This is a genomic window from Shewanella xiamenensis, from assembly GCF_014647135.1.
Lineage (GTDB): Bacteria > Pseudomonadota > Gammaproteobacteria > Enterobacterales > Shewanellaceae > Shewanella > Shewanella xiamenensis.
The window spans coordinates 85,837-99,320 of the sequence record NZ_BMOP01000007.1; the positions used below are offsets into that span (position 1 = coordinate 85,837).

Annotated in this window: 9 protein-coding genes; 4 read left to right on the plus strand and 5 right to left on the minus strand. The window is 47.8% G+C overall.

Features of this window, described 5'->3' with window-relative positions; all coding sequences use genetic code 11:
• Positions 1-91 precede the first annotated feature (91 nt).
• Entirely contained in the window at positions 92-1,270 is a 1,179-nt protein-coding gene (locus IEY09_RS08650) for a PrnB family protein (protein ID WP_188870664.1), read from the plus strand.
• A 4-nt stretch (positions 1,271-1,274) separates the two neighbouring features.
• On the plus strand, positions 1,275-2,396 hold the full coding sequence (locus tag IEY09_RS08655; RefSeq protein WP_188870666.1) for an aminotransferase class V-fold PLP-dependent enzyme: 1,122 nt from the start codon (positions 1,275-1,277) through the stop codon (positions 2,394-2,396).
• 142 nt (positions 2,397-2,538) lie between these two features.
• Here the strand turns inward: IEY09_RS08655 and IEY09_RS08660 are convergent, their stop codons facing one another.
• Together IEY09_RS08660 and glnA are read right to left on the minus strand one after the other, a co-directional pair.
• A complete protein-coding gene (locus tag IEY09_RS08660; protein WP_229777784.1) occupies positions 2,539-2,796 on the minus strand; it encodes a YceK/YidQ family lipoprotein in 258 nt (85 codons plus the stop codon).
• A gap of 573 nt (positions 2,797-3,369) precedes the next feature.
• Positions 3,370-4,779 carry a glutamate--ammonia ligase gene (glnA, locus tag IEY09_RS08665; RefSeq protein ID WP_011715534.1) on the minus strand — a complete coding sequence of 470 codons (1,410 nt, stop codon included), beginning with the start codon at positions 4,777-4,779 and terminating at the stop codon, positions 3,370-3,372.
• A gap of 975 nt (positions 4,780-5,754) precedes the next feature.
• Between glnA and typA the strand changes: the two genes are divergently transcribed.
• Entirely contained in the window at positions 5,755-7,566 is a 1,812-nt protein-coding gene (gene typA / locus IEY09_RS08670) for a translational GTPase TypA (RefSeq protein WP_037425027.1), read from the plus strand.
• Positions 7,567-7,649: 83 nt separating this feature from the next.
• On the opposite strand, the gene IEY09_RS08675 is transcribed toward typA, so the two are convergent.
• On the minus strand, positions 7,650-8,678 hold the full coding sequence (locus tag IEY09_RS08675; protein WP_069454061.1) for a diguanylate cyclase domain-containing protein: 1,029 nt from the start codon (positions 8,676-8,678) through the stop codon (positions 7,650-7,652).
• Positions 8,679-9,033: 355 nt separating this feature from the next.
• Here IEY09_RS08675 and katG point away from each other — a divergent pair, with 355 nt between their 5' ends.
• On the plus strand, positions 9,034-11,220 hold the full coding sequence (gene katG / locus IEY09_RS08680) for a catalase/peroxidase HPI (RefSeq protein WP_188870670.1): 2,187 nt from the start codon (positions 9,034-9,036) through the stop codon (positions 11,218-11,220).
• Between the two features lie 85 nt (positions 11,221-11,305).
• On the opposite strand, the gene IEY09_RS08685 is transcribed toward katG, so the two are convergent.
• Positions 11,306-12,520: a 4Fe-4S binding protein gene (locus tag IEY09_RS08685; protein ID WP_188870672.1), complete on the minus strand. Its 1,215-nt coding sequence runs from the start codon at positions 12,518-12,520 to the stop codon at positions 11,306-11,308.
• A gap of 310 nt (positions 12,521-12,830) precedes the next feature.
• Positions 12,831-13,484, minus strand: coding sequence for a DUF2959 domain-containing protein (locus IEY09_RS08690; RefSeq protein ID WP_037425018.1), 654 nt, complete (start codon positions 13,482-13,484; stop codon positions 12,831-12,833).

Sequence of the window (13,484 nt, forward strand, 5' to 3'; positions counted from 1 at the left end):
CGGAAGCGCTAATGGCGCCTGTAGCCAAGTGAAACATGCCCTAGTACTTGCTCCGGTAAAAATAACCATAACAATCGCCAAGGATGTCCAAGTGAAACCTGCCACCTATAATACCGAAGCCTTCGATGAGTGGATCCGCAGCCGCTTTGTAGAACTCAACTCGCAGCTCGAACAGCTTTATGACCAGCAGACCGACCGTGCCAATGTGCAGGGGATTGGCACTGAGCTTAAGCGCACTTTGGAAAGCGAAGGGCGAGGGCTGATTAAGGCTTTGCTCGATGAGGGCAATACCGACGAAGGCTTTGATAGTGCTTTTGATTTGCTAGGCAATGTTGGCCTGTATATGGCCGCCTGCCGCCGCCATGAAATTACTGAGCCAACACGGGAGACCACCTCGCCACTTCTTGAAGCGTCAGCATTGGCGATGCATATCGGCGCCTCAATTGGAGTCACGCCGCGCTTTGCTACCGCCCATTTAACCACCCATAACCGCGCCCATAATGGTATCTACAAACGTTTTACCGATCTGCCCGATGAAAAACTGTTTGTGGATTACAACACTAAAGGCATTTTGGCCTATAAACGTGCCGCTGATGCGCTATTAAAAATCCAGCCTTTGGGGATTTCTCATCCAATTAGTCACGATTTACTGCGCGTCGCTAAGCAGGCATTGCAGGATGTGATTGATTCGAATACGCAGTTATTCAATCGTTTAGATACGGACCGTTTCTTCTACTGTGTCCGCCCATATTACAAACCCTATCGGGTTGGTTCTGTGGTGTATCGTGGCGCCAATGCGGGCGACTTTGCTGGGATTAACGTTATCGATTTAACCCTAGGTTTATGTTTTGCCAACGAAGCATCTTATTCGCAAATGCTGGTGGATAAGTTTTTATATATGATGCCGGAGGATCAGCAAATCCTGCGGGAATGCATGCGCCGCCCGAATTTAATGGATGATTTTATCCATTCAATGGGGTATCGCCATCAAGATTGGTATCAAGAAAACCTCAAGCTGTTTATCGAAGTCTGTGAATTGCATGGGCAAACCGCCATCCAGCATCACAATGAATTAGTGACTAAATACATTGCAGAACCTTCGGTCAGTATGGAGCAACAACATTTAGCCAAAGTGACCGCCAGTGGTCCACCATTGCCTGTGTTACTCGCCTCCCTTGAGCGTTTAAGGGATAGACGCGCGGCCGTATTACGTGACGATATTCGCACCCGTTATTATGATTTGAAAAAACTCAAAGACAGTTTGAGGTAAGGCCATGCTGCTAAATGTAAAACAGGATTTTTGCCTCGCAGGCCCTGGATATCTGCTTAACCATTCCGTGGGACGACCACTTAAATCGACTGAACAGGCGTTTAAGCAGGCGTTTTTTGCACCTTGGCAGGAGTCTGGCCGCGAGCCTTGGGGTCAATGGTTGGGCGTCATCGATAACTTTACCGCGGCGCTGGCAAGCCTTTTTAATGGTCAGCCGCAGGACTTTTGCCCGCAGGTGAATCTATCGAGCGCATTGACCAAGTTGGTGATGTCACTGGATAGATTAAATCGCGATGGCGCCGTGGTGCTGATGAGCGAGATTGATTTTCCTAGCATGGGATTCGCCCTTAAAAAGGCATTGCCCGCAAGTTGTGAACTGCGCTTTATTCCCAAGGGCTTAGATGTTACCGACCCCAATGTGTGGGACGCACATATCAGCGACGATGTCGATTTAGTCTTTGTCAGCCATGCCTATTCTAATACTGGTCAGCAGGCGCCATTGGCGCAGATCATTCCCCTTGTCCGTGAGCGTGGCTGCTTGAGCCTAGTGGATGTGGCGCAATCGGCTGGGATTTTGCCGCTGGATTTAGCCAAGCTACAGCCAGATTTTATGATTGGTTCGAGTGTGAAATGGTTATGCTCCGGCCCAGGCGCTGCGTATCTGTGGGTTAATCCTGCCATCTTGCCCGAATGTCAGCCACAGGATGTGGGTTGGTTTAGCCATGAAAATCCCTTTGAGTTTGATATTCATGATTTTCGCTACCATCCAACAGCGTTGCGGTTTTGGGGCGGCACGCCTTCTATCGCCCCCTACGCTATTGCCGCCCATAGTATTCAATATTTTGCCAATATTGGCTCACAGGCGATGCGTGAGCATAACTTGCAACTGATGGCTCCAGTGGTACAGGCATTGGACAATGAGCTCGTCTCACCGAGGGCAAGCGATAAGCGTAGCGGTACGCTGATTTTGCAATTTGGCGAGCGGCAAGCGCCGATCATGGCGGCATTGGCTGAGGCGAATATCAGTGTCGATGCCCGCAGTTTAGGGATACGCGTATCGCCACATATTTATAACGATGAGGCCGATATCCTAAGGTTACTGGAGGTAATAAAAGCCCATCGTTAACGGATTGAATTTGGCTTACTCAGCCGACATCGCGTAATAGCCTCGAACAGGGAGCATGGCTCTGGGGCACCAAGGCGCCCCCTAATGCCGATGTCGTTAACCCATGCCCTGAGGCTGAGGTCATTTATGGGGACGAATATGCTTAAATGCTGTAGCTGTAGTGGCAGAACATAGAACGCGGGGTTCGGAGCTTGGGATTACTGGGCGTGATAGCCAAATCGACTGGCAGCATCACGGTATCGACGATCAGCGAGCTACCCATATCGACCAGTGTCAGGGGGATAGTAAACAGTAGCAGTGGCGGGGCGGATAACGCAGAAACTATCGCACACTCCTCGCCATTATCAACAGCCGTTTGAACACTGGAGAAAGAATGCCCCCAAGTTGAATTTTCTCCCATCCTCGATGTTATTGTTGCACATCCCGTGAGAGAACAGCACACGACCAAGCAAGTCAACCAACGCATAACCACTCCATTGTTTATATGTGAAAAACCGCATTGCTTCGGTATGAGCGACTCGCTTGATTAACTTTGGGCGTTAGTCTTATGGAACCCGAACTGGTTTTGTTCGACACCGATATATTCAGTTTTAGCAAGTCGGCATTCTAACCATATGAATATATGTGTCAATTATTCAGCAGCAGTAATGAGACAACAGTAATGAGACTCCCAACTTTAATGTCGCTGTAGTTAACTCCTCTGCCTATAAGTTAGTTTTATATCGCGTTTAGCTCAGGCTTAAACGACATCTGTCCCTATTGTTGTTACTGCAGTGGTGTCTGCTGGTATGCTTTCTTTTGATGATAAATAAGTGGTTGGCTATGTCGCCATTTAGAGAAAAGTGTTGGTCATTGAATCAGCATGAAAGTAGTGTATACCTTCAAGAAACAAAAAGCCCCAACAGCAAAGCTGTTGGGGCTTTGATACTTTATGCATGCATTTATACCGTGAGTAATGGCATGCATCTAGCCATTACAGGCTGTAGTACATTTCAAACTCTAATGGGTGAGTTGTACGGCTTACACGCTCAGCTTCTGCAGATTTCAGTGCAATGTAAGATTGGATGAAATCTTCGCTAAATACACCGCCGCGAGTTAAGAACTCGTGGTCAGCTTGCAGGTTTTCAAGGGCGTTTTCTAATGAAGTCGCTACTTGTGGGATTTCAGCCGCTTCTTCCGCTGGCAGATCGTACAAGTCTTTATCCATCGCTTCGCCTGGATGGATCTTGTTTTGGATACCGTCGATACCCGCCATCAGCAGTGCTGCGAAACCTAAGTATGGGTTTGCATGTGGATCTGGGAAGCGAGTTTCGATACGACGACCTTTAGGGCTTGGTACCACTGGAATACGGATTGAAGCGCTGCGGTTACGTGCTGAGTAAGCTAACATCACTGGCGCTTCGAAGTGTGGTACTAAACGCTTGTAAGAGTTAGTGCTTGGGTTAGTGAAAGCGTTCAGTGCGCGAGCGTGCTTGATGATACCACCGATGTAGTACAGTGCAGTTTCACTTAAACCAGCGTATTTGTCGCCTGCGAACAGGTTCACACCGTCTTTAGACAGAGATTGGTGAACGTGCATACCGCTACCGTTGTCGCCAACGATTGGCTTAGGCATGAAAGTCGCAGTCTTACCGTAGGCGTGAGCCATGTTGTGTACTACGTATTTCAGAATTTGGATTTCGTCCGCTTTCTTAGTCAGGGTGTTGAAGCGAGTTGCGATTTCGTTTTGACCCGCAGTCGCCACTTCGTGGTGGTGAGCTTCAACCACTTGACCCATTTCTTCGAGCACTAAACACATAGCGCTACGTAAGTCTTGTGATGAGTCAACTGGAGCTACTGGGAAGTAACCGCCTTTCACGAATGGACGGTGACCTGTGTTACCACCTTCGTAGCTAGTGCCAGAGTTCCATGCCGCTTCTTTAGCGTCGATTTTCACGAAACAACCAGACATGTCAGTACCGAAACGGACGTCGTCGAACAGGAAGAATTCTGGTTCTGGTCCAACTAATACAGTGTCAGCGATACCGGTAGAGCGTAAGTATTCTTCCGCTTTTTTCGCGATAGAACGTGGGTCGCGGTCATAACCAGTCATTGTGCCTGGCTCGAGAATGTCACAACGGATCAGCGCTGTGGTTTCTTCGGTGAATGGATCCAGTACGAACGTAGTTGGGTCTGGCATCAGTACCATGTCTGATTCGTTAATGCCTTTCCAGCCAGCGATTGACGAGCCGTCAAACATTTTACCGTCTTCGAAGAAGTCAGCGTCTACCTGATGAGCTGGGATAGATACGTGCTGCTCTTTACCTTTGGTGTCGGTAAAACGTAAATCAACAAACTTAACTTCTAATTCTTCAAGTTGCTTTAAAACTGATTCAACTGACATTCTCAAGTCTCCGGTAGGGTAAAGGGATGTCCCTTCTATAATCTTTTAACTCAAGTTGTGCTTGAGCAAAACTTACTAGCTATAAAGCGATATCTATGCCAATAATTTAACTTGTTGATAATTAATGAATATGTGTTTTATTGCACTATCTTTAACTCTGTATTGCACTTTATTGGTGCGTTTTGATGTGGCATTTTGGTGCATTCATCCATTTTGGTGCGCACCATGCATCCCCCATTTTAGTGCAGTGACGATGAGCATCGGCTTGCTTGGTTAATTCATATCCATATTCAAGCTGGGCGGCATACTCGCTGTTAGCCTGTTACTATCAATTAGGCTCAGCAAAACAGAATGAATTTAGCATATAAATAAGTCTAGATAACCGCGTAAGGTCACTGTTTTCAGTGCTCGCCATAATGTCACAAAACAGTGAGATGATAAGCTGTTTTTCTGATAATGATTTTGGCTTGTTTTCATTGCTTGTCATTAAAAATCAATTGATTAGTCTTGTTGTTCTTAGGTGGGAATAGAGTTTATTGAAACTGCGTCTAAAGCCATTTATTGAGGCTATCGAGAAAATACTTAGGTAGCGGTTTGGCATACTGATGTGTTTGGACGAAAAAACGGGTCTGCCGAATTGGGGTTATTCGCTATACTTATGGCGGCCTTAAGCGCATAGTCTGCTACGCCATTCCCGTGAAGAATAGTTATTTCAGCTGGTTAGTCGTACTGACGTCGAAATAATATGGCAAATTGCCTGCGCTGAAACGGTGCATTTGGGTTATTTGTCTTATCGCCATAACTGATTCGTTAGCACGGGCCCAAAAAAATAGTTTTATAAGTGTTCAAAAATAATCCTGTGCGATATGGCCGCTCTGGAGTAGAATGTCACGCTTTTTTATGGCGACTCAACGTAGATTGCTGTAACGAATATTGTAATATCCCTAATTTTGTTTGATGGTAAGAGGTTTATCCGTGCTAGAGAATTTACGTAACATCGCCATTATTGCGCACGTTGACCATGGCAAAACGACCCTGGTTGACAAGCTGCTGTCGCAATCAGGAACCCTTGAGACCCGGGGAGAAGCTACTGAGCGGGTGATGGACTCCAACGATCTTGAAAAGGAGCGTGGAATCACGATTCTGGCAAAGAACACTGCCATCAAGTGGAACGACTACCGCATCAACATCGTAGACACCCCAGGCCACGCCGACTTCGGTGGTGAGGTTGAGCGCGTTCTGTCTATGGTTGACTCAGTATTACTGCTGGTTGACGCCGTTGACGGTCCAATGCCACAGACTCGCTTCGTAACCAAGAAAGCGTTCGCCCAAGGCTTAAAGCCAATCGTTGTTATCAACAAGATTGACCGCCCTGGTGCTCGCCCTGATTGGGTTATCGACCAAGTATTCGACCTGTTCGACAACTTAGGTGCGACCGACGAGCAATTAGATTTCCCAATCGTTTATGCTTCTGCATTAAACGGTTTTGCAACCTTAGATCCAGATGTTGTCAGCGAAGATATGACGCCACTGTTCCAGACTATCATTGAAAAAGTATCTCCACCTGCTGCAGATGCTGAAGGTCCGTTCCAGATGCAAATTTCTCAGCTTGATTACAACTCTTACGTAGGTGTAATCGGTGTTGGTCGCATCAAGCGTGGTAGCATCAAAGCTAACCAACAAGTGAGCGTAATTGGTGCTGACGGTAAAGTACGCAACGGTAAAATGGGCCAAGTATTAGGTTACATGGGCTTAGAGCGTACCGAAGTTGACGTTGCAAACGCGGGCGACATCGTAGCGATTACTGGTTTAGGCGAGCTGAAGATTTCTGACACTGTGTGTGCCGCTGGTAATGTTGAAGCACTACCACCACTATCAGTTGACGAACCAACGCTGACCATGACGTTCCAAGTCAACACTTCACCTTTCGCAGGTAAAGAAGGTAAATACGTGACATCACGTAACATTCTTGAGCGTCTGCAACAGGAATTAGTGCACAACGTGGCACTGCGTGTTGAAGAAACCGATAGCCCAGACCGTTTCGCGGTATCTGGCCGTGGTGAATTACACTTATCTATCCTGATCGAAAACATGCGTCGTGAAGGTTACGAATTAGCGGTTTCTCGCCCAGAAGTTATCTTAAAAACCATCGATGGCGAACTGTGTGAACCATACGAAACCCTGACCGTTGACGTTGAAGAAGAGCATCAAGGTACAGTCATCGAGAAGCTGGGTATCCGTAAGGCTGAGATGAAAGATATGCAGCTTGACGGTAAAGGCCGCGTGCGCGTTGACTTTATCATCCCAAGCCGTGGCTTAATTGGTTTCCAAACTGAGTTCTTAACTGCAACTTCTGGTACTGGTCTGATTTACCACTCATTCGATCACTACGGTCCGCACAAAGGTGGCGATATCGGTCAACGTGCTAACGGCGTATTGATCTCTAACGCTACGGGTAAGGCGCTGACATTCGCACTGTTCGGTCTGCAGGACCGCGGTCGTCTGTTTATTGGCCACGCAGCCGAAGTTTACGAAGGTCAAGTTGTGGGTATTCACTCACGTTCTAACGACCTGACAGTTAACTGTTTGAAAGGTAAGCAGCTGACTAACATGCGTGCTTCTGGTACTGACGAAGCTCAAGTACTGACTACGCCAATCACCTTAACTCTTGAGCAAGCGCTTGAGTTTATTGATGATGACGAATTAGTTGAAGTAACACCTAAGAGCATCCGTGTTCGTAAGAAACACTTAACTGAAAACGACCGTAAGCGCGCTAGCCGCGGTTAATGGTGGTTGTGGTGGGCACGTAAAGTGACTGCCATACAGTGAATAAAGCCCTGCTAAGGCAACTTAGCGGGGCTTTTTAATGGCTATATTTCAGGTTCATGTACTGAGCGTATGCAGTTACGACCTGCGGACTTCGCCAAGTAAAGGGCGGTATCTGCTTGGTGGACTAATTCTAAGGCATTATGTTTATCTGAGGGGAGTAAACACGCAACACCCACGCTGACCGTGACAATTCCTATGTCTGTTTTAATATGGGGTATAGCAAGCGATTGAATAAGTTGATGTACGTGCTTGGCGGTGTCGAGTGCGCTTTGGTGATCCGTATTGGGGAGTAAAATAACAAATTCTTCGCCGCCATAGCGTGCAACTAATTCACCTGCCCGACGACCTGATTGAGATAAGCTGTTCGCCAGCATCTTGAGACAGTCATCTCCTGCGAGATGGCCATAAAAATCATTAAATAATTTAAAGTGGTCAATATCGAGCATGATAAGCGAGAGTGGCGTGTTGTTGCGTTGCCCACGACTCCATTCCTTTTGCAGCATTTGATCAAACAATCTACGGTTGCCAATATTGGTTAACCCATCGGTATTGCTGAGTTTTTCGAGTCTGTTGTTCGCTTCGGCAAGTTCATAGGTTCGCGCTTGTATAATGGACTCTAGCTCTCGATTGCGCTCTTCTAAACTCGTCATCGGGTAAATTTCGCCTTGTTTTGCTAAACCATAGGGAATGGATATTCCACTATGGACGATTTTCCAATCTTGGCTTTCTTGGCGAAAAATCAGCACTAACCTTGCGGTTTCTTGGCTGAGTATCGAGTCCGGAATAGGGAGGTGTATATGGAAAAACGCTGTAATAACAATAATATCTTCGGCAAGATCCTGTAGTGAAAGATCTAACACTTCAATATAGATCCGTTCGGGGACTTGGGCGAAGTCCTGACGGGTTATTTTTACCCATTCATCTTTATTGGTGACAAGAATATCGCTGCTACCTGCATAACCACTAAAAGTATCGCTAAAGCGGGCCGTGAGTTTGTCATCCCGTGCAGCGTACATCTCAATATATTCATCAAAAAGTGACTGCATAAGTTGCAAGCGTCTCTGTCGCATAGATTCACCTCAAGTAAGAATATAAGCGTTTTATTGTTCTTATTTGAGATGAGTATTAGTGATAAAACCATCTTCCGTTCTGATTAAAATCAAGATAGTGATGTAAAAACCACCAATAGTGTGATCTGTGCCCGCTTTTTGAGCTATGGTTTGATGTTCTCGTTACTGTCTTCTCGCTTTAATTGCTTAAGTCTGAAATGTTGTTCATTTAGCATACAGATTGAAAAGTGCATTAATCGTCATTTTGGAGCAATGCAGAAGGGATTAATGCCAACGGTAAAACGCTCAACCAGATTAGCCTAATGACACCGTAAAGTGTCATTTCCTTCGTTAGCCATAAGTAAAGGAATATCCCATGGATAAGACTCAAAGCTCTCAAGGTAAATGTCCCGTGATGCATGGGGCAAATTCTGCAGTTGCCAGCAACAATATGGACTGGTGGCCTAAGGCCCTTAATCTCGATATCTTGCATCAGCATGATAAGAAGACAGATCCCATGGATCCCAACTTTAACTACCGCGATGCCTTCAACAGCCTCGATTTAGCCGCGGTGAAGCGCGACCTTAATGCCTTAATGACCGACAGCCAAGATTGGTGGCCCGCCGACTGGGGGCACTATGGCGGCCTGATGATCCGTATGGCATGGCACTCAGCCGGGACCTACAGAGTTGCCGATGGCCGTGGCGGTGCGGGGACGGGCAATCAACGCTTTGCACCGCTCAATAGCTGGCCCGATAACGCCAACTTAGACAAGGCGCGCCGTTTACTCTGGCCGATTAAGAAAAAATACGGCAACAAACTCTCATGGGCAGATTTGATTATTCTGGCTGGGAACGTGGCCTATGAATCTATGGGCTTAAAAACCTATGGATTTGCCGGCGGTCGAGAGGATATTTGGCACCCAGAGAAGGACATTTATTGGGGCTCTGAAAAACAATGGCTTGCGCCAAGTGATAATCCCAACAGCCGTTATTCGGGCGCGCGTGACCTTGAAAATCCCTTAGCCGCCGTAATGATGGGGCTGATTTATGTGAATCCTGAAGGGGTCGATGGCAAACCCGATCCCCTGCGAACCGCTCAAGATGTGCGTGTCACCTTTGCGCGAATGGCAATGAATGATGAAGAAACCGTGGCCTTAACCGCCGGTGGCCATACGGTGGGCAAATGCCATGGCAATGGTAAGGCGCAGGATCTTGGCCCTGAACCCGAGGGCGAAGAACTTGAGGCGCAAGGGTTAGGCTGGCTCAACAAAAAAGGCCCAGGCACGGGTGCAAATGCCGTGACTAGTGGTCTCGAAGGCGCTTGGACGACTCATCCCACTCAATGGGATAACGGTTATTTTCACCTATTGTTAAATTACGATTGGGAATTGAAAAAAAGCCCCGCGGGCGCCTCTCAGTGGGAACCCATTAATATTAAAGAGGAAGATAAAGTCGTCTCAGTGGGCGACCCGAATCGCAAGTTTAACCCCATCATGACCGATGCGGATATGGCGATGAAAATGGACCCCGAGTATCGCAAGATCTCCGAGAAGTTTTATCAAGATCCCGCCTATTTCTCCGAGGTATTTGCCCGTGCTTGGTTTAAGTTAACCCACCGCGATCTGGGGCCTAAGAGCCGTTATTTAGGGCCAGAAGTGCCGAGTGAAGAGCTGATTTGGCAAGACCCCATCCCAACCGTTGATTATCGTTTGGATGCCAGTGAGATTGTCGAGCTGAGGGCGAAATTATTAGCCTCGGGACTCAGTGTTTCCGAATTGGTCGCAACCGCGTGGGACAGCGCGCGCACCTTCCGAGGCTCGGATTTCCGCGGTGGCGCTAATGGCGCACGGATCCGTTTAGCGCCACAAAAAGATTGGCAGGCCAACGAGCCCGAGCGTTTGCAAAAAGTATTGCAGGTGTTGAGCGCGTTGCAGGCAAGCTTGAGCAAAAAGGTCAGTATTGCCGACTTGATTGTCCTCGGTGGCGCTGCGGCGATTGAAAAGGCCGCCCACGCTGCGGGAGTCAATATCACAGTACCTTTCATGCCTGGCCGTGGTGATGCCACGCAGGAAATGACCGATGTGGAATCCTTTGCCGTACTTGAGCCTTTGCACGATGCGTATCGTAACTGGCAGAAAAAGGATTATATAGTTCAGCCCGAGGAGATGATGCTCGATCGCACTCAACTTATGGGGTTAACCGCCCATGAGATGACAGTGTTGGTTGGGGGAATGCGGGTGTTGGGCACTAACTATGGCGGTACACGCCACGGCGTGTTTACCGACAAAGTGGGTGTGTTAACTAATGATTTCTTTGTGAATCTTACCGATATGGCCTACCACTGGAAGCCTGCGGGTACTAATTTGTATGAGATAGTCGAGCGTAAAACTGGCGCAGTGAAGTGGACCGCTACCCGTGTCGATCTGGTGTTTGGCTCTAACTCGATTTTGCGCTCCTATGCCGAGGTGTATGCGCAGGATGATGCCAAAGAGAAGTTTGTGCATGACTTTGTGGCCGCTTGGACTAAGGTAATGAATGCCGACAGGTTCGATTTGGCTTAGTCACTGGCACTCAAGCTTATCGTGACCATAAAAGGTGCAGCTTAGACTGCACCTTTTTTATGTCTCTTATCAACAAATCAGAGAGTTAATGACCCACTCGGTCAATCACTTGGATAAGTTCCATGCGGATAGCGTCCGGTGTTTGGCTATGCCAGAATCCCGCTAAATAAGCGCCGAGTGGCAGGAGGAAGAGCGCCAATAATAACAAGACTAACAATCCTTTATGGCTAACTCTGTGACCCGATTTAAGGCCAAAACCGAGTGCCGCCGATTTAGGGCAGGCCGCCACACAGCGCATACAGGCTTGGCATTCGTCGCTGCGAACCGTGGTTTTGGTATGCACTATGATGTTGGCTGGGCAGGCGCGGGTACATTTGTCGCACTTCATGCCCTTGGCTTCGATCAGGCAATGCTGAGTATCGCGGCGGATTTTGAGTGGGCTGGCAAAACTTAACAGTCCGAGCATGGCACCATAGGGACACAAGTAGCGGCAAAAACCTTGGCGACGCCATGCGGCGAGGACGAGGATAAGAGCAAAGCAGGCTAAGGTAATAAGCCCTGGTGTGACAAAAAACAGTGCCATCTTAAGGTCGGCAATTTTGTGGTAGTTACCCTGCAGATAATAGGGAATTGACTCGCTTGGCATACCGATCACGACATAAAACAGTCCCAGCAGTAATAAGTATTTCAGCATCCGTAGTGGCCAGTCTAGCCATGCTGGGGGCGCAAGTTCTGCTTTGATAAAGCGTTTGCGCAAGGCGTAGAGGTATTCGCCGGCGAGTCCTAAGGGGCAGGCCCAGCCACAAAAGGCGCGTTTACAGAGTAGGCCAGTGAGTAGCACTGCGGCGAGCATCACTGCGGCGGCGGGGTGCGTTTGGTCCCACAGGTTGAGCGTGACTATGGCTTTTAATTCAATCCCGCCGGCGATGGGCAAAAAGGCATCGACAACATCAGGGCGCATTAACCAAGGCGTGACCCCTTGTTTGAGTTGGATAGCATTAATGCAGTATTGGATGGCGACTAAAAACAACGAGAGTGCGAGCAGGTGTTGGCAACCTTCACGCAGGGTGTTGATTTTTATCTCGGCCTTATACTCCACCGGAGCAAACTTATGGGCAATAAGTGCAAGGGGCAAGGCAATGATTAGGGCGAGCGCCAAGGGCCAGTAGAGGCTAATCGCCACTGCGCCAACACTCAGGAGTAAGGTGGTCACTGCTCCCCATTTTTTACCGCTCCAATAGCTTAGGGAGGCGATATACATTAGGGCCAACATTAGGGTAAGGGATTCAATAAAGGTCATGTTAATACTGCAAATAGAATACACGTATTCAATCGGAGCAATCTTTTGTAGATAAGTTTATGAGCCTAAAGTGAATTTGTGCGTTAGATCCAATATTGATTGAATCATCACACTAAAGCGCGCCATCGCTCACAAAGCTAAAAATCTTAGCCTTGCACAAACGAAACTGGGAATGCAGGGAGGATAAAATCAACAGCAAACCGCCATCGCAGCTTGCCGAAGTGTTTAGAGGGTTAGAGCATCAGTGCTAAGCTGTTAATTCAGATTGGTTTGACGGAATTAACAGCCAGTTTGAGCAAGCTAAATGGCCTTACCCTTTTGAGTTCTCAAGGGCCTCGATAAATCGAGTAGACTCATTGATAGATTTATTCATTTCTTTGATTAAGCCTGAGATATCCGTTTGTAAGTTGGCAAATTCACCTTTAATCGCGCCTATCGCCTGGGCATTTAAGTTATGCTTTAAATACAGCATATTGTCTTTCATAGCGGTGAGAATGGGCGGCATTTTTGATTCGGCGCGGCGCATGGTTTTAATCAACTGCTCGTAGGAGCGACGGGTTTCCTTGAGCTTAGTTTCGCTGTTGCGGCGTAGGCTCGCTTTGCTGATCTCACCAATTTCCGTTTGCCACTCATCGAATAGCGCCTCGGCAACATCTTCGACCTTGTTGATGCGATTACTTACGTCATCGGCGGCACTTTGGGCTGACTCGTATTCATCTTTAGCCTTGTTATAGGCTTTTTCGAGGTTGCCACCATTGTGGTTGAGTAGGGCTTGCATCTCCTCGAGTGCTGAGCTGAACTCTTTTTGCGCATCCTCTTGGGATTCTTTCGCGGCTTTCACTCTGTCGACCATAATGTCGCGCTTGTGGTAGCCCACTTTTTCCATGGCACCGTAATAGGCACTCTGGCAGCCCGTCAGCAATAGCGTTGCCGCTATCAGACTAGAGGTGATCAATCTTTTCAT